We start from the raw sequence: 22,091 nt of genomic DNA on the forward strand, positions 1-22,091 counted from the left end.
AAGACCAGGGTGTGCGCCGGATCGCCGTCGTATCCGCGCCCACCTGCACCTTTACACTCGCCAATACTTGCCTTTGCCAAGTTTTTATACCCCGCATGCCCGTTTTCATTTGCCTGTGGCAACCATCCATTTCTATGGTTGCCCTAAGCAACGAAGAATCCGGGAGATGCCTTATGGCCGAGCAGGCGCAGTACGCGGAGCTGGTGCGTCAGTTCAGTGCCTTCGGAGCCGTGAAGCGGGAGATGGGACGGATCCTGCCGGCCGACTGCCCCGCCGGCTCCGCCGCCGTGCTGACGCTGCTCGGCCGGCACGGCGACATGCGGATGAGCCGGCTCGCCGAGCTGCTGAGCGTGGACATGTCGGTGACCAGCCGCCATGTCACCCACCTCGCCGAGCGGGGCTGGATCCAGCGCTCCCCCGACCCGGCGGACAAGCGCTCCCGCATCCTGCACCTCACCCCGGCCGGCGAGGCCCGTCTGGACGAGCTGTCCGAGCGGACCACCCGGCTGCTCGCCGAGCGGCTGAGCGACTGGACCGACGACGAGGTCGGCCAGCTCACCCGGCTCATGGCCCGGCTGCGGGCGAGCTTCGACGACTGCCGTGCCGCACCGCAGCGCCCGCTGCGGCCCCCCGCACCGCCTCGGGCCGCGGCCGACCGCACGGCTCCCACCACCCGTACACCCGCATCAACGACGTAAGAAAAGGAAGCCCATGGCAACGACCACACCAGCCGGTGTGCGGGCCCACGCCAAGCACGGGGGAGGCTCCCACTCCACCGGTGGCGCATCCATGTCCCACCGGCAGATCATGGAGGCGCTCTCCGGGCTGCTGCTCGGCATGTTCGCCGCCATCCTGTCCTCGACGATCGTCACCAACGCGCTGCCCGAGATCGTCTCCGACCTCGGCGGCGGCCAGAGCGCCTACACCTGGGTCGTCACCTCCTCGCTGCTGGCGATGACGGCCTCCACCCCGCTGTGGGGCAAGCTCGCGGACCTGGTCAGCAAGAAGGCGCTGGTCCAGATAGCCCTGCTGGTGTACGTCGTCGGCTCGGTCGTGGCCGGTCTGTCGCAGAACCCGGCGATGCTGATCACCGCGCGGGCCATCCAGGGCCTGGGCGCCGGCGGTCTGTCCGCCCTGGCGCAGATCATCATGGCCGCGATGATCTCCCCCCGTGAGCGCGGCCGCTACTCCGGCTACCTCGGTGCCACGTTCGCGGTCGCGACGGTCGGCGGGCCGCTGCTCGGCGGTGTCATCACGGACACCGACTGGCTCGGCTGGCGCTGGTGCCTCTACGTCGGTGTGCCGTTCGCGCTGATCGCGCTGGTGGTGCTCCAGAAGACGCTGCACCTGCCGGTGGTCAAGCGCCAGGTGAAGGTCGACTGGGCCGGTGCCTTCTTCATCACCGCCGCCGTGTCGCTGCTGCTCGTCTGGGTGACCTTCGCCGACGACAAGTACGACTGGATGTCCTGGCAGACGGGCGTCATGGTGGGCGGCGCGATCGCCCTCACCCTGGTCTTCCTGCTCGTCGAGGCCAAGGCGAGCGAGCCGATCATCCCGCTGCGCCTGTTCAGGAACCGCACCATCACGCTGGCCTCGGTCGCCTCGCTGTTCGTCGGAATCGCGATGTTCGCCGGCACCGTCTACTTCAGCCAGTACTTCCAGCTGGCCCGGGACAAGTCCCCGACGATGTCCGGCGTCATGACGATCCCCATGATCGGCGGCCTGTTCGTCTCGTCCACGGTCTCCGGCCAGATCATCACCAAGACCGGCAAGTGGAAGGCCTGGCTGCTCGCGGGCGGTGTGCTGCTGACGGCGGGCCTCGGCCTGCTCGGCACCATGCGCTACGACACCCCCTACTGGCACATCGCGGTCTTCATGGCGCTGATGGGCCTCGGCGTCGGCATGATGATGCAGAACCTCGTGCTCTGCACCCAGAACCAGGTGGCCCCGAGCGACCTGGGCGCCGCCTCCTCCGTCGTGACCTTCTTCCGGTCGCTCGGCGGCGCGGTCGGCGTCTCGGTGCTCGGCTCCGTGATGTCGACCCGGATCGGCCACTACGCCTCGGACACCATCGGGCAGCTCAGCCCGCAGGAGCGGGCGGCGGCCGCGAAGGCCTCCGGCAGCGGCGCCATCCCCGACATGGACCTGCTGCCCGAGGGCATCCGCACCTGGCTGGAGAGCGCCTACGGGCACGGCATCGCCGACATCTTCCTCTACGTCGCGCCGATCGCCTTCCTCGCCTTCCTCGTCACCCTCTTCATCAAGGAGGTCCCGCTGCGGACGTCCGGCGCCCTCGCGCAGGCCGCGCAGACGGACACCCCGGTGAAGGCCGAGGCCCCGGCCGCGGCCGCGGTCGCCGAGGAGAAGGTCCCGAGCTGGGCCACGACCGCCGCGTCCGCCGCCGAGGCCGGTCCCGAGGGCACGCAGAAGCTCGCCCCGGCCGCCACCGTGGCCGCGCCCGCCGGGACCTCCGGCGACGGCATCCCGGTCCGCGGCCAGGTCCGCGGCGCCGAGGGCGCGCCCGCCCCGCAGGCCGCGGTCACGCTGATCTCGCTGTCCGGGCGGCAGCTGGGCCGGTCGGTCGCCCAGGCCGACGGCTCCTACGCGCTGGACGCGCCGGGGGCGGGCTCCTACGTGCTGATCGCCTCCGCCGACGGGTTCCAGCCGCAGGCGTCCACGATCGTGGTGAACGACGAGCCGGTGTCGTACGACGTCCTGCTCAGCGGCACCAGCGGGCTGAACGGTGTCGTACGGGCCGCCGAGAGCGCGCTGCCGGTGAAGGACGCGATGGTCGTCGTCACCGATGTGCGCGGTGATCTGCTGGCGAGCGCGGCCACCGGGGAGCAGGGCGAGTTCGGCTTCGCCGAGCTGGTGCCCGGCCCGGTGACCGTCGCGGTGAACGCCGCCGGGTTCCGGCCGCGTGCCCTGCCCGTCGAGGTGGGCGGCACCGGGGTCACCCGGGTCGAGGTCGACCTCGACGTCGGCGCCCGGGTGCAGGGCGTGGTGCGCGCCCCGCACGGTCCCCTCGCGGACGCCCGCGTGACCCTCGTGGACGCGGCGGGCAACGTGGCCGGCACGGCCACCACCGGGACGGACGGCGCGTACGCCTTCACCGACCTGGACGGCGGCGAGTACACGGTCATCGCGACCGGTTACCCGCCGGTGGCGACCGCCCTGACGGTCGGCGGCGCGGGCGTCGACGACCACGACATCGAACTCGCCCACCCCGGCGAGTGACCCCGACCCCGGCCCGTGGCGCGCGCTCTGAGCGGAGGCGCGCGCCACGGGCCGGTTCTCATGCACGGCACGAGCTTCGAAGGACTGAGGACGAGGACATGGGACTGACCGCGAGGATCCGTACCCGGGACGGATGGGCCGTGTCGCACGCGGTCGTCACGCTGACCGACATGGCCGGTGCGCAGGTGCTGCGCGCCGAGGCGGACCCGGAAGGCGTCGTCCGGGACGCGGCCCGACTCGCGCCCGGGGCGTACACGGTGATCGTCACCGCCGTCGGCCACGCGCCGCACGCCGTCGGCGCGATCGTCACCGCGAGCGGCCGGCTGGACGCCGGCACGGTCACGCTGGCCCGGCAGGGCGGCGGCTCCGAGCTGCCGCCGCCCGGGCCCTGGACGATCGACCCGGCACATTCCAGCGTGGCCGCCGTCGCCCAGCACCTGGGCATCTCCAGCGTGCGCGGACGGTTCACCGAGTTCGGCGGATCGATCGAGATCGCGCCCGACGACGTCATGAAGTCCCGGGTCGAGGCGGTCATCCGGGCCGCGTCGATCGACACCGGCAACGGCATGCGCGATACGCATCTGAAGTCGGCCGACTTCCTCGACGTCGAGCGGTTCCCGGAGATCACCTACCGGTCGGCCGGCCTCACCGCGGCCGGCCCCGGACGCTGGACGGTCCACGGCGAGCTGGGACTGCACGGTGTCGTACGCCCCGTCGACCTCGACCTCTCCTACCTCGGCACCGGCGCCGACCCGTGGGGCGGCACCCGCGCCGCGTTCCGGGCGACGGCCGAGCTGCGCCGCGACGACTTCGCCATGCACTACAACCAGGTCGTGCAGGCGGGCATCGCCGCCATCGGCACGACCCTGCGGGTGGAGCTGGACATCCAGGCGGTGCAGGGGGAGTGCCTTCCCCAGCCGTAGGCGTCAGCCCCGTTCGACCATCGCCTCGATGCCCGCGATCAGCAGATCGAGGGCGTAGGTGAAGTCGCGGTCCAGCAGTTCCGCGACGGTCTCGTCGTGCCGGGCCGCCATGATGTCCTTCGACTCCTCCAGGAACTCGCTCGTCTGGGGTGCCTCGCTCACCGTGCGCCGGGCCTGCTCGTAGAAGCCGTCCGGGGTCTGGCCGGTGTCGGCGACACGGGTGTAGAAGTGGCCCTCGATGGTGCCGTAGCCGTAGACGAACTGGAAGACGGCGACGATCGCGCTCGTGATGCGGTAGGCGGGCATGCCGCTGCGGCGGATGATCTGCTGCACCACGCGCGCGAACGCCAGGTTGTTCGGCCCGATGTTGAGGTACCGGCCCACCAGCGGGGAGGCCCAGGGGTGGCGCACCAGCAGCGCCCGGTACTCCGCCGCCAGTGCCCGCAGCTGCTCCCGCCAGTCCTCGCCGGACTCCGGGTCGGGCAGCCGCAGCTCGCAGAAGGCGGCGTCCAGGGCGAGTTCGAGCAGGTCGTCCTTGGTGTCGACGTACCAGTAGACGGACATGGCCGTCACGTTCAGCTCGGCGGCCAGCCGCCGCATGGAGAACTTGTCCAGCCCCTCGGCGTCCAGCAGCCGCACGGTCACCTCGGTGATCCGCTCCCGGTCCAGCCCGGACGGCTGCCCGCCGCCCCGCCGACGCCGTTCCTTCCCCTCCAGCCAGACGCTGGCCCGCGCCGCCTGTTCACCAGCGTCCTTGGCCATACTTCTCCTCACATTCCACCGCAGGTCACGCCAGTCACCCTAGGACAGGCCCCAGGGGCGCGGGGAACCGCGCGACCAGGCACGACGAACCCGCGGCCGCGGACCGCACCGCACCCCCCGCCTCCTCAGGCCTCTTCCCGCTCGGCCCGCCGCAACAACGCCGCCGCCACGATCCCGCCCAGCAGCACGGCCACCGCCCCCACCAGCTGACTGACCGACAGCCCGTCGGCGTACGCGTCGATCACGCGCTCGCGCTCCACAGCGGACCCGGCCGCCGCCAAGGCCACCGGCAGGGACACCGCCGCGAACCGCGCGTTCAGCACCGCCCCGAGCACGGCCACGCCCAGCCCGTTGCCGAACTCGGCGAGCGTGCCGTTGACGCCCGCACCGACACCCGCCTTCGCCGGAGGAATACTGCTCATGATCGCGTGCGCCATCGCGGGGTTGGCGACCGCGCACCCCACCCCGATCAGCACCAGCCCGAGCAGCATCCCCGTGTACCCGCCCGTGCCGAGCGTGGCGATCGAGACCAGGCCGCCGGACATCAGCACCATGCCCAGCACGACGGACACCGGCGTACCGAGCCTCGTGGTCCACTTCGCCGACAGCCCGGAGAAGTTCAGCGCCACCACCGCCAGCGCCAGCGGCGCCGTGCGCAGGCCCGCCTCCAGGGGGCCGTAGCCGAGGACGAACTGAAGGTGCTGGGTGAGCAGGAACAGCGCCCCGCCCATCCCGAAGGTGATCAGCACGGCACCGGCGACCGCGCCGGTGAACCGGCGGTCGCGGAAGAAGTGCATGTCGAGCATGGGACAGGGGATCCGGCTCTCCCACCAGGCGAACACCGCCAGGACGGTGACCGCGGCCGTGCCGCCGGCCAGCACCCACCCGGACGACCAGCCGTGCTCCGGCCCGGAGATGATCGCGAGGACGAGCGACGACATGCCGATGGTGGAGAGCACCGCGCCGAGCAGGTCCGGCCGGTCCCCCTGCGGGTTCTTGGACTCCGGGACCAGTGCCACCACGGCGGCCAGGCCGAGCGCGGCGACCGGCAGGTTGATCAGGAAGATCGCGCCCCACCAGAAGTGGTCCAGCATGAACCCGCCGATGAGCGGCCCGGTCGCGAAGCCGAGCGCGTTGACCGCGCTCCAGATGCCGATGGCCTTCGGGTGCTCCTCCGGCGCGAAGATCTGCATCGCCACCGCGAGGGTGGTGGTCAGCAGCAGCGCCCCGCCGACGCCCATACCGGCCCGAGCGGCGATCAGCTGGGCGGTGGAGTCGGCGAGTCCGGCGACCAGCGAGCCGATGCCGAACAGGGCCAGACCGGTGATCAGCATCTTCTTGCGGCCGTAGCGGTCGGCCGCGCTGCCCGCGGTGAGCAGCAGGCCGGACTGGACCAGCGAGTAGGCGTTGATCATCCACTGGATGTCGGAGGTGGTGGCGCCCAGTTCCTCGGTGAGGGAGGGGATCGCCACGTTCAGGACGGTGTTGTCGAGCAGGACCGTCAGCTGGGCGAGACAGATGACACCGAGGATCAGCCAGCGCTGCGGGTGGCCGCCCCGGGTGTCGTGCGGAGACCGCACCTTGGACGTCGAGGACATGCTGTACACCGTATAGGGCCTCCTATACGGTGTACAGCGGTTAAGCGAGGGCGCGGGGTGCGCGGCCGGGTCACCGCCGCACCCGCCTCCGCGTCCGCGTCTGTCGCCGCCCGGTCATCACGCGGCGGGCTTGATCAGATAACCGGCGCCGCGCCGGGTGTGGATCATCGGCTCCCGCCCGGCGTCGATCTTCCGCCGCAGATAGGAGATGTACAGCTCGACGACGTTGGCCTGCCCGCCGAAGTCGTACGACCAGACCCGGTCCAGGATCTGCGCCTTGCTGAGCACCCGGCGCGGGTTGCGCATCAGGAAGCGCAGCAGCTCGAACTCGGTGGCGGTGAGGTGGATGGAGTCGCCGCCGCGGGTGACCTCGTGGCTGTCCTCGTCGAGCGTGAGGTCACCGACGACCAGCACGGAGCCGGAGCGGCGGTCGGCGGCGCCGGAGCGGCGGATCAGCCCGCGCAGCCGCGCGACGACCTCTTCGAGCGAGAACGGCTTGGTGACGTAGTCGTCACCGCCGGCGGTCAGCCCCGCGATCCGGTCCTCGACGGCGTCCTTGGCGGTCAGGAAGAGCACCGGCACGTCCGGCAGTTCGCGGCGCAACCGCCCGAGGACGGCCAGGCCGTCCATGTCCGGCAGCATCATGTCCAGGACGACGGCGTCCGGGCGGAACTCCCGCGCGGTGCGCACGGCACCCTGGCCGTCACCCGCGGTCCGGATCTGCCACCCCTCGTAGCGCAGGGCCATGGACAGCAACTCGGTGAGCGACAGCTCGTCGTCCACCACAAGCACCCGGACGGGGCTCCCGTCCGGCCTCAGCAGTTCGGTGCGCCCCTGGGGCGAGGTCGTGGTCATGCTGGACACCTTGTCGGCGCCCTCTGAGAGCGTTCTTGCGGCTACCTGTGAATTACCTGAGAAACACACAGGGCGGAGACAGGCGACGCTCAGCCCGCCCCGGTCAGAAAAGCCCGTCCTGCTCATGGGATGCCGTGCCGCGCAGTTCGCGCACCGGCACCGACAGTTCGTCGCCGTCCCCGGCGGACACCAGTTCCCACCCCGTCATCAGCCGGGTGTCGAGTACGACGACTCCGCCGTTGCCGCCCGTCACCGCACTCACATGCAGGTCCGGTCCGGCGGCCGCGACCAGTTCGCCGCTCACCGCGCCGCCCGGCACCAGTTCGGTCACCTCCGCGACGGCGGAGGGCGCGGTGGCGAGTCCGAAGGCGTCCATGTGGTCCACGGGCCGGAAGGGCCGCCGGACCAGGGACTCGGGCCAGCCGTCCAGACCGACCGCGCGGGCGTGCAGCTCGGCCGGTTCCGCCGCGCGCTCCGCGGCCGTCGGCGGGAGCGCGGCCCGTACGGCACGCTTCTCGGCGTACGGGATACGGTCGGGCACGCCCAGCGCGGCCCGCAGCAGCTCCTCCGTGCGCCGCGCGGCCATCAGCGGCCCGGCACCGAGCCAGCTGAAACAGACCGCGCCCTGCTCGAGGAGCCGCGCGGAGCCCCGCTCGACGGCGGTGATCCCGACCTTGGTGAGGCCGGGGCCGAACCAGGCGAGGTAGACGTGATACGGACGCGGATCGTCCGCGAGGGTGTCGGCGGCCACGGAGTGCGCCCGGTCCAGGCGCGCGCACTCCTCGCACCGGCCCCCGAGGCTCCGCCCCGCGATCACGGCCCGCACGGGGCAGGCGTGCCCCCGCGCCCCCACACAGCCGCGCCCGACCCTGTCCACCACCCGGAAGGCCACCCGCTTCCCCCAGGTCAGCGCACTGCTCCGCCCTCCGTCCCAGCGCAGCACGGGCCCACCGTCCACCCACCGCAGCCCGCCGCACTTCCACATCTGTGTCATCACTCGCGAGCGTAGAACGAGGCACTGACAACGCGCTCTCAAGCCCGCGAGCCCTCAAGCCGGCAAGCCTGCAAGCCCCCAGGGGCAGCCGAGACCTGACACCGGCGGCCGACCCCGCGGAGCACACCTCACACCGGCGGCCGAACCCGCGCCACCGCCCGCAACACCCGCGGAGCGACCCGCGCCAGCAGACGCGCACCCCGCGCCTCGGGGGTCACCGGCACCACCGCCGCATTCCGCACCACGGCCCGCAGCACCGCGTCGGCGACCTTCTCCGGCGGATAGTTCCGCATCCCGTACAGCTTCGCCGTCCGCTTCTGCCGCCGCCGCTCCTCCTCCGCGTCGACTCCCGCGAAACGGGCCGTGGCGGTGATGTTCGTGTTGACCAGACCGGGGCAGATCGCGCTGACCCCGATCCCCTGTCCGGCCAGCTCCGCGCGCAGGCATTCGCTCAGCATCAGCACGGCGGCCTTGGAGGTGCTGTAGGCGGGCAGTGCCCTGGACGGCTGGTACGCCGCCGCGGACGCCACGTTCACGATGTGCCCGCCCTGCCCCCGCGCGGCCATCTGCCCGCCGAACAGCCGGCAGCCGTGGATGACGCCCCACAGGTTGACGTCGAGGACCTTCTTCCAGTCCTCGGGTGTGGTGTCGAAGAAGGACCCGGTCAGCCCGATCCCGGCGTTGTTGACCAGGACGTCCACCACGCCGTACTCGGCGGCGACCTTCTCGGCGAGTTCCTCCATGCCCTGCTCGTCGGAGACGTCCACGGTCTCCGCCCACGCCGCGGGCGACCCGAGCAACCGCGCCATCTCGGCCGTACGGGCCGCGGCCTCCGCGTCCCGGTCCACGGCGACCACCCGCGCGCCCGCCTCGGCGAACGCGTACGCCGTGGCCCGCCCGATGCCGCTGCCCGCGCCGGTGACCAGCACCAGCTGTCCGCCGAACCGGTCGGCGTACGGGCCGCTGCCGGTCGCCGGGGCCGTACGCCCGCCCTCGACGCCGGTCACGAACTCCTCGATCCACGCGGCGAGCTGGTCGGGCCGGGTCCGCGGCACCCAGTGCTTGGCGGGCAGCGTGCGCCGGGTCAGCTGCGGCACCCACTGCTCCAGGTCGTCGTACAGCCGCTCGGAGAGGAACACGTCCCCGAGGGGCGTGATGAGCTGCACGGGCGCGTGCGCGTACGCGTCCGCGCGCGGGCGGCGCGTCCGGGCCCGGATGTTGTCGCGGTACAGCCAGGCGCCGTGGGCGGCGTCGGTGGGCAGCGAGGAGGTGGGGTAGTCGCCGCGCGGTATCCTCTCGGCCCGCGCGAGCAGCCGCGGCCAGGCCTTCCCGAGGGGCCCGCGCCAGGCCAGTTCGGGGAGTACGGGCGTGTGCAGCAGGTAGACGTACCAGGACTTGGCGCCCTGCCCGAGGACCTGCCCGACGCGGCGCGGGGTGGGCCGCCTGAGACGCCGGTTGATCCAGTGCCCGAAGTGGTCGAGGGAGGGCCCGGACATCGAGGTGAAGGAGGCGATCCGCCCCTCGGTGCGCCGGACGGTGACGAACTCCCAGGACTGCACCGAGCCCCAGTCGTGCCCCACCAGGTGCACCGGCCGGCCGGGGCTGACCGCGTCCACGACGGCGAGGAAGTCGTCGGTCAGTTTCTCCAGGGTGAAGCCGCCCCGCAGCGGCTGCGGCGCGGTGGAGCGGCCGTGGCCGCGTACGTCGTAGAGCACCACGTGGAAGCGGCCGGCGAGCCGGGTGGCGACCTCGGACCAGACCTCCTTGCTGTCCGGGTAGCCGTGCACCAGGACCACCGTCGGCTGTTCCGGGTCGCCCAGCTCGGCCACGCACAGCTCGACGCCCCCGGTCCGCACCCAGCGCTCGCGCGCCCCCTTGAGCACCGTCACTTCTCCTCCGTCCAGCGCCGCACGTGCGGCAGATCGTCGTCCAGCCAGAAGGCGCTCTCCGCGGGATCCTTCGAGTCCGTCACGACCAGGATCTCCTCGAACTTCGCGCCGGTCCCCCGGAAGCCGAGATGGGGTTCGACCGCCCACAGGCCAGGCCGCGGCGGGTGGTCCGAGAAGCGGTACGGGGACCACAGCGGCGACCAGCCCTCCCGGTGGCCGTGCAGCGCGTCGGCCGCGAGCCCTTTCAGGGACTGGGTGCCGAACCCGAACAGCCGGGGCGAGAAGCGCCGTTCCCGCACCCGGTCGACCTTGTGCGCGATCACCCCGAAGGGATACGCGCGGTGCCGGTTGGCGTAGCCCTGGCGGACCATGAGGCGGTCGACGTCCTCGTAGATCTCCCGGAGCGGGCGGCGTTCGCGCACCTCGCGCAGGATCAGCTCGCGGTGCGCCGCCAGGTCGTCCATCAGCTTGTGCTGCACCGGGTTGACGCCGAGGGAGCCGGAGTAGCCGATGTCGGCGGTGTAGCCGCGGTACACGGGAGCCATGTCGAGGATGAACGGCATCCCGGGCTCCAGCCGGCGGCTGGTGGGGAAGAACTGGAGGGGCACGCGGAAGTTCACGAACGCGGTGCGGTCGCCGAACCAGGCGAAGGGGAGGTGGAACCAGTCCCGTACGCCCCGCTCGCGCAGCCACGCGCGCTGCATCCGCGCCGCCTCGCGTTCGGTCACGCCCGGCGCCAGCCGCGCGGCGACCGCTTCCGCGCATTCGTACGCCAGCCGCTGGACCTGCCGGAATCCGCTCAGCTCCGCGGACAGTTCGCTCGTCACCGCCGTCGTCATGCGGTCCCCTTCGACTGCGCTACGCACCCGTAACTTGACGGGAGTGAATCTCGCAGCTTGTTAGAGTCCGCGTCAATAGGCGTGATCCGTAGCTCTCAGGCACGGCATCCCCTACGGGCCCGTACGACTGGAGTCTGACGCGAGGACAGCTCTGCGGGCTGACGACCTGGCGTGGCCCGGGTCACTACCTTCGTGAACGTGACTGTGATCGCGACCGAAAGCCTGAGCAAGCGGTACCCGAGGGTGACCGCGCTTGACCGGCTCTCCGTGGACGTCGGGCCCGGTGTGACCGGACTCGTCGGAGCCAACGGCGCCGGCAAGTCGACACTGATCAAGATCCTGCTGGGTCTGTCCCCGGCCACCGAGGGCCACGCCCGCGTGCTCGGACTCGATGTCGCCACCGAGGGCGCCGCCATCCGGGAGCGCGTCGGCTACATGCCGGAGCACGACTGCCTGCCGCCCGACGTCTCGGCCACCGAGTTCGTCGTGCACATGGCCCGCATGTCCGGCCTGCCGCCCGCCGCCGCCCGCGAGCGCACCGCGGACACCCTGCGCCACGTGGGGCTCTACGAGGAGCGGTACCGCCCGATCGGCGGCTACTCCACGGGCATGAAGCAGCGCGTCAAGCTCGCCCAGGCCCTCGTCCACGACCCCCAGCTGGTCTTCCTGGACGAGCCGACCAACGGCCTGGACCCGGTCGGCCGGGACGACATGCTCGCCCTGATCCGCCGCATCCACACCGACTTCGGCATCTCGGTGCTGGTCACCTCCCATCTGCTGGGCGAGCTGGAACGCACCTGCGACCACGTCGTCGTCATCGACGGCGGCAAGCTGCTGCGCTCCAGCTCCACCACCGACTTCACCCAGACCACGACCACCCTGGCCGTCGAGGTCACCGACAGCGACGAGCACCCCGACGGCACCCGCGCGATGCGCGAGGCGCTCCACGCGCGCGGCATCACCGTCGAGCACGGCGGCGGCCTGCCCGGCGCGGGCCACGTCCTGCTGCTCACCGCCGAGGGCGAGGAGACCTACGACGTGGTCCGCGACCTCGTCGCCGACCTCGGACTCGGCCTGGTCCGCATGGAGCAGCGCCGCCACCACATCTCGGAGGTCTTCCAGGAGACCGGCGACCAGCGGAAGGAGGCCGTGGGCCATGGCAACTGACCACCCCGTCGTCGTGGGCGACCAGACCCGCATCCACGACATCGGCTACCGCGGCTACGACGGCCCCCGTCTGGGCCGCGCCTACATCCGCCGCGCCCTCTACTCGCAGTCCCTGCGCGGCGCCTACGGCCTCGGCCGCTCGGCCAAGTCCAAGGTGCTGCCGATGCTGCTGTTCGCGGTGATGTGCCTGCCCGCGGGCATCATGGTCGCGGTCGCCGTCGCCACCAAGGCGAACGACCTCCCCGTCGACTACACCCGCTACGCGATCCTGATGCAGGCCGTGATCAGCCTGTACGTCGCCTCCCAGGCACCGCAGTCGGTCTCCCGCGACCTGCGCTTCAAGACCGTCCCGCTGTACTTCTCGCGGCCCATGGAGACCGCCGACTACGTCCGCGCCAAGTACGCGGCGCTGGCCTCGGCGATGTTCCTGCTCACCGCCACCCCGCTGCTCGTGCTCTACCTCGGCGCGCTGCTCGCCAAGCTCGACTTCGCCGACCAGACCAAGGGATTCGCACAGGGACTCGTCTCCGTGGCACTGCTCTCGCTGCTCTTCGCCGGCCTCGGCCTGGTCCTCGCCGCCGTCACCCCGCGCCGCGGCTTCGGCATCGCCGCCGTGATCGCCGTCCTGACCATCACCTACGGCGCCGTCTCCACCCTCCAGGCCATCGCCTTCGAACAGGACACCACCGACGCCATCGGCTGGATCGGCCTGTTCTCGCCGATCACCCTGGTCGAGGGCGTGCAGTCCGCCTTCCTCGGCGCCGACTCCACCTTCCCCGGCGGCGTCGGTCCCTCCGACGGCCAGGGAGCCGTCTACGTCATCGTCGCCCTCGGCCTCATCGCCGGCTGCTACGGCCTGCTGATGCGCCGCTACCGGAAGGTGGGCCTGTGACCACGCTCAGCATCGACCACGTCTCCCGCTGGTTCGGCAACGTGGTCGCCGTCAACGACATCACCATGTCGATCGGCCCCGGCGTCACCGGCCTGCTCGGCCCCAACGGCGCCGGAAAGTCCACCCTCATCAACCTCATGGCCGGCTTCCTCGCCCCGTCCACCGGCTCGGTCACCCTCGACGGGCAGCCGGTCTGGCGCAACGAGCAGATCTACCGGCACATCGGCATCGTCCCCGAGCGGGAGGCGATGTACGACTTCCTCACCGGCCGCGAGTTCGTCCTCGCCAACGCCGAACTGCACGGCCTGGGCGACAAGGAGGCCCGCAAGGCGCTCGCCACGGTCGAGATGGAGTACGCGCAGGACCGCAGGATCGCCACCTACTCCAAGGGCATGCGGCAGCGCGTGAAGATGGCCTCCGCCCTCGTCCACGAGCCCTCCGTGCTGCTGCTCGACGAGCCGTTCAACGGCATGGACCCGCGCCAGCGCATGCAGCTGATGGACCTGCTGCGGTGCATGGGCGACGAGGGCCGCACGGTGCTGTTCTCCTCCCACATCCTCGAAGAGGTCGAACAGCTGGCCTGGCACATCGAGGTCGTGGTCGCGGGCCGGCACGCCGCCAGCGGCGACTTCCGCAAGATCCGCCGCCTGATGACCGACCGCCCGCACCGCTACCTCGTGCGCTCCAGCGACGACCGTGCCCTGGCCGCCGCGCTGATCGCCGACCCGTCGACCTCCGGCATCGAGGTGGACCTCACCGAGGGCGCCCTGCGCGTGCAGGCCGTCGACTTCGGCCGCTTCACCACCCTGCTGCCCAGGGTGGCCAGGGACCACGGCATCCGGCTGCTGACCGTCTCGCCGTCGGACGAGTCCCTGGAGTCCGTGTTCTCGTATCTGGTCGCGGCGTAGGAGGCCGAAAATGTACGACCCCACTGTCGCCCGGCTCACCTACCGAGCCCTGCTGGGCCGCCGCCGGGCCCTCATCCTCGGCGCGCTGCCCCTGCTGCTGATCGTGATCGCGGTCGCCGTGCGCCTGCTGTCCGGCGCCGACGACCAGACGGCCGTGAACGTGCTGGGCGGCTTCGCCCTCGCCACCATGGTGCCGATCATCGGCGTCATCGCCGGCACCGGAGCGATCGGCCCGGAGATCGACGACGGCTCCGTGGTGTATCTGCTGTCCAAGCCGCTGAAGCGGCCCACGATCATCTACACCAAGCTGATCGTCGCCATCGCCGTCACCATGGTGTTCTCCGCGGTCCCGACCCTCGTCGCGGGCCTGATCCTCAACGGCAACGGCCAGCAGATCGCCGTCGCCTACACGGTCGCCGCGCTGGTCGCCTCGATCGCCTACGCCGCGCTCTTCCTGCTGCTCGGCACGGTCTCCCGGCACGCCGTGGTGCTCGGCCTGGTGTACGCCCTGGTCTGGGAGGCGCTGTTCGGCTCCCTGGTGCCGGGCGCCCGCACGCTCAGCGTCCAGCAGTGGTCGCTCGCGGTGGCCCAGAAGGTCTCCGGCGGCGATCTGATCACCTCCGACGTGGGCCTGACCACGGCGGCGGTGCTGCTGGCCGCGGTGACCGTGCTCGCCACCTGGTACGCCGGCCAGAAGCTGCGCTCGCTGACCCTGGCGGGCGAGGAGTAGGAGGACCGCGCGACCGTAGCGAATCGAACGTACGGCCGCATTTATTCGGTGGCGCCGAACTCCCCGCACCGGCACAGTGGTTGCCGTCCACCACGAGCCGGGAGAGGAGTTCGGCGATGCCCATGCACGGCAGAGCGCCGGACTCCCGGCAGGGCAGCCGGCGGCGGGCTCCGGAGTAGCCGTTACCACTCCGTGGAGCCGCCGGACACGGGGAGCTGCCCGGGGCGGCCGCTTCGAGCACGCGAGCGAGGGCGCTCGCGTGGGCCGCCCCTCCCGACTTCTACGGCAGCAACCGTTCCAGAACCACCGCGATCCCGTCCTCCTCGTTGGAGGACGTCACCTCGTCGGCGATCGCCTTCAGCTCCTCGTGGGCGTTGGCCATGGCCACACCGCGCGCCGCCCAGCCGAACATCGGGATGTCGTTCGGCATGTCACCGAAGGCGAGCGTGTCCGCCGCCTTCAGCCCGAGCCGCCGGGCCGCCAGGGACAGACCCGTCGCCTTGGACAGCCCGAGCGGCAGCAGCTCCACGATGCCCGCGCCCGCGACCACGACGGTGACGAAGCCCCCGGCCGCACGCGTGGCGATCTCGGCCAGCTCGTCGTCGCCGAGCGTCGGATGCTGGATGTAGAGCTTGTTCAGCGGGGCGGTCCACAGGTCGGCCGCGTCCGTGAACGGGGTCGCCGGCAGGGTGCCCTGCACCGCGTAGCCGGGCCCCACCAGCACATCGCCGTCCAGGCCGTCCCGGCTCGCGGCCAGATACAGCGGGCCGACCTCCGCCTCGATCTTGGCCAGCGCCAGCCCGGCCAGCTGCCGGTCCAGCGTCACCGAGGTCAGCAGCCGCCCCTCCCCGGCGTGGTAGAGCTGCGCGCCCTGGCCGCACACGGCGAGGCCCCGGTAGCCCAGGTCGTTCAGGATGTGCCGGGTCCACGGGACCGCGCGCCCGGTGACGACGATGTGCGCGGCGCCCGCCGCGGTGGCCGCGGCGAGCGCGTCACGGGTGCGCCGCGAGATGGTCTCGTCGGAGCGCAGCAGCGTTCCGTCGAGATCGGTCGCGATCAGCCGGTAAGGAAACCCGGGGACCGTGCTCACTTGGCGACCGGCTCCAGGAGCTCACGGCCGCCCAGATACGGACGCAGCACCTCGGGCACGCGCACCGAACCGTCGGCCTGCTGGTGGTTCTCCAGGATCGCCACGATCGTGCGCGGTACGGCGCACAGGGTGCCGTTGAGCGTGGCCAGCGGCCGGACCTGCTTGCCCTCGCGGACGCGGATCGACAGGCGGCGGGACTGGAACTCGGTGCAGTCCGAGGTCGAGGTCAGCTCGCGGTACTTGCCCTGGGTCGGGATCCACGCCTCGCAGTCGAACTTGCGGGCGGCCGAGGAACCGAGGTCACCCGTGGCGACGTCGATCACCCGGAACGGCAGCTCAAGGGAGGTCAGCCACTGCTTCTCCCACTCCAGCAGCCGCTGGTGCTCCTCCTGCGACTCCTCCGGGGTGACGTAGGAGAACATCTCGACCTTGTCGAACTGGTGCACGCGGAAGATGCCGCGGGTGTCCTTGCCGTGCGAACCGGCCTCACGGCGGAAGCAGGGCGAGAAGCCCGCGTAGCGCAGCGGGAGGCGGTCGGCCTCGATGATCTCGTCCATGTGGTACGCGGCGAGCGCCACCTCGGAGGTGCCGACCAGGTACAGGTCGTCGTTCTGGAGGTGGTACACGTCCTGCGCGGCCTGGCCGAGGAAGCCGGTGCCGGCCATCGACTGCGGGCGCACCAGCGCGGGCGTCAGCATCGGCGTGAAGCCGGCCGCCGTGGCCTGCGCCATCGCGGCGTTGACCAGGGCCAGCTCCAGCAGCGCGCCGACACCGGTGAGGAAGTAGAAGCGGGAGCCGGAGACCTTCGCGCCGCGCTCGACGTCGATGGCGCCGAGCAGCTGGCCCAGCTCCAGGTGGTCCTTGGGCTGGAAGCCCTCGGCGCCGAAGTCGCGGATCGTGCCGTGCGTCTCCAGCGTGACGAAGTCCTCCTCGCCGCCGACGGGCACGCCGGGGTGGACGAGGTTGCCCAGCTTCAGCAGCAGCTGCTGGGTCTCGGCGTCGGCGGCGTCACGCTCGGCTTCGGCGGCCTTGACGTCGGCCTTCAGCTGCTCGGCCCGCTTCAGCAGCTCGGCCTTCTCGTCCGCCGAGGCCTTGGGGATCAGCTTGCCGAGCGACTTCTGCTCGGACCGCAGCTCGTCGAAGCGGACGCCGGACGACCTGCGCCGCTCGTCGGCAGACAGGAGAGCGTCGACGAGCGCGACGTCCTCTCCACGGGCACGCTGGGAGGCGCGCACACGGTCGGGGTCCTCACGGAGCAGGCGAAGGTCAATCACGCGCTCCAGGCTACCGGTGCGGGGTGACGGCTCACGACTCGCTATTCCGCGGCGCGGCTTACGACCCCTTCCGTGGCAATTGCCCGCTGTGTTCCACGGTGTCAATAAAAAGGATCTCACTCCCCGGAACGGGGCACGCCACAGGGCCTCCCGTTGACCGGATTTCCTTGTGGCGCACGGGACTTGGATGCCCTTCATCCACAGGAATCCACAGCCCCGAAGAGTTATCCACAGGCTGTGCGAAAGATCTGTGGACACCGGAAGTGATCATTCCGAATCGGGCGATCGAGGCGGTGAATTCCCGATCCAAACCGACCCCCGCACCACTTTCGAGTGGAAATGGGCCACCCCAAAGGCTTGATCGAAGGAAACGGATGGACGAAGGGTGACCTGTGCCCCTGTGGACGGCCTTGCCGCCTCTAGGGCGATTTGTCGACCGAATGGCGCTTCCGTGTCGACTTGTCCCCAGGTCGAGAAGCAGACCTGTGGATAACTCCTGTGGATAAGGAAAGTCGGCAGGTAGGACTGGCTGAAACCACCCGCCCCAGCGGGTCTGGAAGCGCCTGCTCCGGCAGGCCTAGAAGCGCCCGTCCTGGCAGCGCGCCACCCAGTCCGACGCCTCCGCGAACGCCTCGTCCGAGGTGCCCTGCCGCGGCGGCAGGACCTCCGCCGGCTCCACCCCCGCGCGCGGGTACGACCCGAGGAAGCGCACCTGGAGGCAGATCCGCTTCAGTCCCATCAGCGCCTCGGCGACCCTGCGGTCCGAGATGTGGCCCTCGGCGTCGATGCAGAAGCAGTAGTTGCCGATGCCCGCGCCGGTCGGCCGGGACTGGAGCAGCATCAGGTTGATGCCCCGGGAGGCGAACTCGCCCAGCAGATCGCGCAGCGCACCCGGGTGGTCGTCACGCTGCCACAGCACCACCGACGTCTTGTCCGCACCGGTCGGCGCCGCGGGCCGGGCCGGGCGGCCCACCAGGACGAAGCGGGTCTGGGCGTTCTCCGCGTCGTGGATCTCGGTCTCCAGGGCCTCCAGGCCGTACCGCGCCGCCGCGAACTCCCCGGCGAAGGCGGCGTCGTAGCGGCCCTCCTGCACCAGGCGGGCGCCGTCCGCGTTGGAGGCGGCCGACTCCCAGGCGGCGTCCGGGAGATGCGTCTTGAGCCAGTTGCGCACCTGCGGCTGCGCGGCCGGGTGGGCGGTGACCGTCTTGATGTCGGACAGTTTGGTGCCCGGGCGGACCAGCAGCGCGAAGGTGATCGACAGCAGCACCTCGCGGTAGATCATCAACGGCCGGCCCGCGACCAGCTCGTCGAGGGTCGTGGTGATGCCGCCCTCGACCGAGTTCTCGATCGGCACGAAGGCCGCCTCGGCCTCGCCGTTGCGCACCGCGTCCAGCGCGGACTGCACGGACACGTAGGGGATCAGTTCCCGGGTCGCCGCCTCCGGGAGCGTGCGCAGGGCGACTTCGGTGAAGGTGCCTTCAGGGCCGAGATACGCATAGCTGGCTGGCATGTCCTCACCCTAATGGGCCCCTCGGTCCCCGGCCGGGACGTCTCACCAACACCCCACCGGGGAGTGATCCCGAGCCCCGTCCCGGCCCCGATTCCGGCCCTGGTCACCCCTCCAGCAGCCGCTGCCCCACGTACTCCCCCTCCGCCGCCCCGCCCGGCACCGCGAACAGCCCGCTCGCCTCGTGCCGGACGAACCGCGACAGCGCGTCGCCGCGGTCGAGCTTGCGCTGCACCGGCACGAAGCCGCGCAGCGGGTCCGCCTGCCAGCAGATGAAGAGCAGCCCCGCGTCGGGCACCCCGTCGGGATCGATGCCGTCGTGGAAGGAGAAGGGGCGCCGGAGCATCGCCGCGCCGCCGTTCTGGTCGGGCCGGGTGATCCGGGCGTGCGCGTTGATCGGCACGACCAGGCTGCCCTCGGCGTCCGTCTTCTCCAGGTCCATCTCGGTGGTCTCGTCCCCGCCGGACAGCGGCGCCCCGTCGGACTTGCGGCGCCCGATCACGTCCTCCTGCGCCTTGACCGACAGCTTCTCCCAGTCGTCGAGGAGCATCCGGATCCGGCGTACGACGGCGTAGGAGCCGTTGACCATCCAGGCGGGCTCCGCGCCCTCCGGCACAAAGATCCGCTTCTCGAAGTCGGGCTCGCTCGGCTTGGGGTTACGGGTGCCGTCGACCTGGCCCATCAGATTGCGGGCCGTCATGGGGTGCGCGGTGGCGCCCGGCGAGCGGTTGAAGCCGTTCATCTGCCAGCGGACCCGGGCCGCCCCGCCCGCCTCCTTCTGAAGGGCGCGCAGCGCGTGGAAGGCGACCAGCGCGTCGTCGGCGCCGATCTGCACCCACAGGTCGCCGTCGCTGCGGGCCTTGTCCAGCCGGTCGGAGGAGAAGTCGGGCAGCGGGTCCAGGGCGACCGGGCGCTGCTTCTCCAGGCCCGTACGGCCGAAGAAACCGTGGCCGAAGCCGAAGGTGACCGTGAGGGACGAGGGGCCGGCGTCGCGGGCGATGTCCGTGTCGTCCTGCCGGGCCGGTTCGCCCGCCATCAGCCGCCGGGCCGTGTCCGACCAGCGGCGCAGCAGCGCGGCAGCCTCCTTGCGGCCCGCGCCGGGAGCGAGGTCGAACGCGACGAGATGGCCCCGGGACTGCATGGGGGTGGTGATGCCGGGCTGATGTTTCCCGTGAAACATCACCTCCTCGGCGCCGAGCGAGGTGAGCGGAGTCGCCCCGGACGGCGCCGCGGCGTGGCCCACGGCCGCGCCCGCCGCGCCGAGCACCAGTCCGGTCGCACCGGCGGTGCCGAGCAGCCGGCGGCGCGAGATGCCCGCCCCGGAGCTCGACGGGGCATTCGGGAAGGGCGCGTCGGGTGTCCGGGCCTGCGGAACGGACGGGTCAGCCGTGTGGTCAGCCATGATGTGCGGTTCAGCCGATCTGCGTGTTCTTGTCGACGGTCACCTGGTCGATGTCGGAGGTCCGCACGGTCACGGCGATCTTCCATTCGCCCGCCATGGGGATCTGCACTCCGCTCGCCGACCAGTGTCCGGTGGTGATGTGGTCGGGGACGACGGGCAGCGGCCCGATGTCCTGGGACTCCAGGGTGAAGGCGACCTTCACCTCGGGGACGTCGAAGGCCCGGCCGTTGGGCCGCGTCACATAGACATGCAGGTCGTTGGCGCCGGTCCGGGCGGGATCGAGGTCGATCCGCACGACGCCCCTGCCGTCCCGGGCGCCGGTGTCGAACGGCATGTCCAGGGTGACGGTCCCGGTCGCGGAGGTCTGCGCCGAAGCCGCCGTGGCCGCCTCGGCCTCCTCCTCGGTACGGCCCGGCTCGGTGGACGTCAGCAGGGTCGTGACGGCCAGCAGGACGACCGCGACCCCCGCCTCGGCGAGCACCGAGCGGCGCAGGCCGTACCGGGTGGGGTCGGCGTCCCGCAGCCGCTTCTGCCGCGCGGCGTCGACGGCGGCCCGCTGCCGGGCGAGCTGGGCGGCCCGCTCCGGGTCGACGCCGTCGCGCTCCCCGGCATCCACAGAGCCGCCCCTGCCGTCCTCCATGCCCCCACTGGCGTCCACCGTGCCGCCGTCGGCGTCCACCGTGCCGCCGGCCCCGGCCGCGACCGGCGCTTTCTCCCGCTCGGCCCCCGCCGTCACCGTGTCCGCCAGCTGCCCGGTCCACCGCCTGGAGAACCAGGCGATGCCGACGAGCAGCACCACGAGCCCGGCCTTCAGGCACAGCAACTGCCCGTACCGGGTGCCGGTGAGCGCCGACCAGGAGCCGACCTGCCGCCAGGACTGGTAGAGCCCGGTCGCGACCAGGACCAGCACACTGCCGAAGGCGACCCGCGAGAACCGCCGTACGGCCGTCGCCTCCAGCGGTGCCTCGACGGGGGCCCGGTAGAGCGCGGCCAGCAGCGCGGCCAGCCCGCCGAGCCAGGCCGCGACCGCCAGCAGATGGAGGACGTCGACGGGCATGGCGACCCCCGGCTGGATCCCGGTGGAGGCGTGCTCGGCCATGGCCCAGCTCGCCGCGAGCCCGGCGGCCACGACGACCCCGCCGACGGCCAGCCCGAAGGCCAGGTCCCGGGCCTCCTTCGCGGCCTCGTCGGCGTCCTCGCCTTCTCCGCCGGCGCCGCCCTCGCCCTCGATCCGCTTGGCGTACGCCCCGAAGAGCACCGCGATGAACAGCGCCGCCGCGGCGAGCAGCAGGAGCCGGGACACCAGGGCCGCGCCGGTCTTGGTCTGGAGCACCTGCCCCAGCAGCTCCAGGTCGAAGACGTCCCCGAGCTTCCCGGAGGTGGTGTAGGAGCCGCGCAGGAGCAGCAGGCCGAGCGTGGCCGCGGTGAGCGTCACCCAGCCGGAGACGACCAGCCGCTGCACAGCCCGCACGCCCGTTCCGCGCGGCCAGCACGCGAGCGCGAACGCGGCGCCGCCGACGAGCACGATGAACCCGGCGTACGACGCGTAACGGCCGACGCCGTACAGGAATCCGACGGCTCCACCGCCCGCCGTTCCCTCCGGCACCGTGACGGTGGTCGCGGAGGGCGCGCCGATGGAGAAGGTGAACGCCCCGACGACGGGATGGCTGTCCGCCGAGACCACCTGGTAGGACACCGTGTAGGTGCCGTCGGGCAGCCCCGGCCGCAGCTTCACGGTGTACGTCGCGCCCGTGCCGCGGGCTTCGCCGGTGTCCGCGCGCCCGCCCTTGGGGTCGAGCACCCGCAGCGCGTCGTCGGACAGCGAGACCGTCTCGGAGAAGGTGAGCGAGACCTGCTCGGGCGCCTTGCCGACCACCGCACCCTGCCGGGGGTCGCTGCTGGTGAGCGCGGCGTGCGCGGAGGCCGGCGCGGCACCGGCGAGGAGCGCGGCGGCGACGGCCAGAAGCAGCAGCACCAGGCTCCGGACCCGCGGGGCGATGGTCTGCGTCACGGTGTTCCCTCCC

General features: G+C 71.8%; 18 protein-coding genes. 7 read left to right on the forward strand and 11 right to left on the reverse strand.

The window, feature by feature from the left end; genetic code table 11:
• The first annotated feature begins 173 nt into the window (after positions 1-173).
• The 3 genes from VE614_RS19980 (at position 174) to VE614_RS19990 (ending at position 4,160) form a co-directional block, all read left to right on the forward strand.
• A complete protein-coding gene (locus VE614_RS19980; protein WP_324938599.1) occupies positions 174-698 on the forward strand; it encodes a MarR family transcriptional regulator in 525 nt (174 codons plus the stop codon).
• A gap of 13 nt (positions 699-711) precedes the next feature.
• Entirely contained in the window at positions 712-3,237 is a 2,526-nt protein-coding gene (locus VE614_RS19985; RefSeq protein ID WP_324938601.1) for an MFS transporter, read from the forward strand.
• A gap of 98 nt (positions 3,238-3,335) precedes the next feature.
• Positions 3,336-4,160: a YceI family protein gene (locus VE614_RS19990; protein WP_324938604.1), complete on the forward strand. Its 825-nt coding sequence runs from the start codon at positions 3,336-3,338 to the stop codon at positions 4,158-4,160.
• A 3-nt stretch (positions 4,161-4,163) separates the two neighbouring features.
• Here the strand turns inward: VE614_RS19990 and VE614_RS19995 are convergent, their stop codons facing one another.
• The 6 genes from VE614_RS19995 to VE614_RS20020 form a co-directional block, all read right to left on the reverse strand.
• Positions 4,164-4,922, reverse strand: a complete 759-nt coding sequence (locus VE614_RS19995; protein WP_324938607.1) for a TetR/AcrR family transcriptional regulator — start codon at positions 4,920-4,922, stop codon at positions 4,164-4,166.
• Positions 4,923-5,047: 125 nt separating this feature from the next.
• On the reverse strand, positions 5,048-6,520 hold the full coding sequence (locus tag VE614_RS20000; protein ID WP_324938609.1) for an MFS transporter: 1,473 nt from the start codon (positions 6,518-6,520) through the stop codon (positions 5,048-5,050).
• A 117-nt stretch (positions 6,521-6,637) separates the two neighbouring features.
• A complete protein-coding gene (locus tag VE614_RS20005) occupies positions 6,638-7,375 on the reverse strand; it encodes a response regulator transcription factor (protein WP_324938612.1) in 738 nt (245 codons plus the stop codon).
• A 103-nt stretch (positions 7,376-7,478) separates the two neighbouring features.
• A complete protein-coding gene (locus VE614_RS20010; protein WP_324938615.1) occupies positions 7,479-8,369 on the reverse strand; it encodes a DUF2797 domain-containing protein in 891 nt (296 codons plus the stop codon).
• 128 nt (positions 8,370-8,497) lie between these two features.
• Positions 8,498-10,258 carry an SDR family oxidoreductase gene (locus tag VE614_RS20015; protein ID WP_324938617.1) on the reverse strand — a complete coding sequence of 587 codons (1,761 nt, stop codon included), beginning with the start codon at positions 10,256-10,258 and terminating at the stop codon, positions 8,498-8,500.
• The gene (locus tag VE614_RS20020; protein WP_324938620.1) at positions 10,255-11,097 is read right to left on the reverse strand and encodes a M24 family metallopeptidase; all 843 of its coding nucleotides are present in this window, start codon (positions 11,095-11,097) and stop codon (positions 10,255-10,257) included. The genes VE614_RS20015 and VE614_RS20020 overlap by 4 nt, the downstream gene beginning before the upstream one ends.
• A 204-nt stretch (positions 11,098-11,301) precedes the next feature.
• On the opposite strand from VE614_RS20020, the gene VE614_RS20025 reads away from it, so the two are divergent.
• Genes VE614_RS20025 through VE614_RS20040 form a run of 4 tightly spaced genes read left to right on the forward strand, consistent with a single transcriptional unit; the run spans position 11,302 to position 14,794 of the window.
• Positions 11,302-12,264 carry an ABC transporter ATP-binding protein gene (locus tag VE614_RS20025; RefSeq protein WP_324938713.1) on the forward strand — a complete coding sequence of 321 codons (963 nt, stop codon included), beginning with the start codon at positions 11,302-11,304 and terminating at the stop codon, positions 12,262-12,264.
• Complete coding sequence (locus tag VE614_RS20030) at positions 12,254-13,156, forward strand: ABC transporter permease (protein WP_324938624.1); 903 nt, start codon at positions 12,254-12,256, stop codon at positions 13,154-13,156. Before VE614_RS20025 ends, VE614_RS20030 begins: the two co-directional genes overlap by 11 nt.
• The gene (locus tag VE614_RS20035) at positions 13,153-14,064 is read left to right on the forward strand and encodes an ABC transporter ATP-binding protein (protein WP_324938627.1); all 912 of its coding nucleotides are present in this window, start codon (positions 13,153-13,155) and stop codon (positions 14,062-14,064) included. The genes VE614_RS20030 and VE614_RS20035 overlap by 4 nt, the downstream gene beginning before the upstream one ends.
• 10 nt (positions 14,065-14,074) lie before the next feature.
• Positions 14,075-14,794 carry an ABC transporter permease subunit gene (locus tag VE614_RS20040; RefSeq protein WP_324938632.1) on the forward strand — a complete coding sequence of 240 codons (720 nt, stop codon included), beginning with the start codon at positions 14,075-14,077 and terminating at the stop codon, positions 14,792-14,794.
• Between the two features lie 280 nt (positions 14,795-15,074).
• On the opposite strand, the gene VE614_RS20045 is transcribed toward VE614_RS20040, so the two are convergent.
• The 5 genes from VE614_RS20045 to VE614_RS20065 form a co-directional block, all read right to left on the reverse strand.
• Positions 15,075-15,884 (reverse strand): HAD family hydrolase, encoded by an 810-nt coding sequence (locus tag VE614_RS20045; RefSeq protein WP_324938634.1) that lies wholly within the window; start codon positions 15,882-15,884, stop codon positions 15,075-15,077.
• Complete coding sequence (gene serS / locus VE614_RS20050; RefSeq protein WP_324938636.1) at positions 15,881-17,158, reverse strand: serine--tRNA ligase; 1,278 nt, start codon at positions 17,156-17,158, stop codon at positions 15,881-15,883. Before serS ends, VE614_RS20045 begins: the two co-directional genes overlap by 4 nt.
• Positions 17,159-17,735: 577 nt before the next feature.
• Positions 17,736-18,668: a prephenate dehydratase gene (gene pheA, locus VE614_RS20055; protein WP_324938638.1), complete on the reverse strand. Its 933-nt coding sequence runs from the start codon at positions 18,666-18,668 to the stop codon at positions 17,736-17,738.
• Positions 18,669-18,771: 103 nt separating this feature from the next.
• Entirely contained in the window at positions 18,772-20,067 is a 1,296-nt protein-coding gene (gene efeB, locus VE614_RS20060; protein WP_324938640.1) for an iron uptake transporter deferrochelatase/peroxidase subunit, read from the reverse strand.
• Between the two features lie 10 nt (positions 20,068-20,077).
• Complete coding sequence (locus VE614_RS20065) at positions 20,078-22,078, reverse strand: copper resistance CopC/CopD family protein (protein ID WP_324938643.1); 2,001 nt, start codon at positions 22,076-22,078, stop codon at positions 20,078-20,080.
• Between the last annotated feature and the right edge of the window lie 13 nt (positions 22,079-22,091).

The organism is Streptomyces sp., assembly GCF_035645055.1.
Lineage (GTDB): Bacteria > Actinomycetota > Actinomycetes > Streptomycetales > Streptomycetaceae > Streptomyces.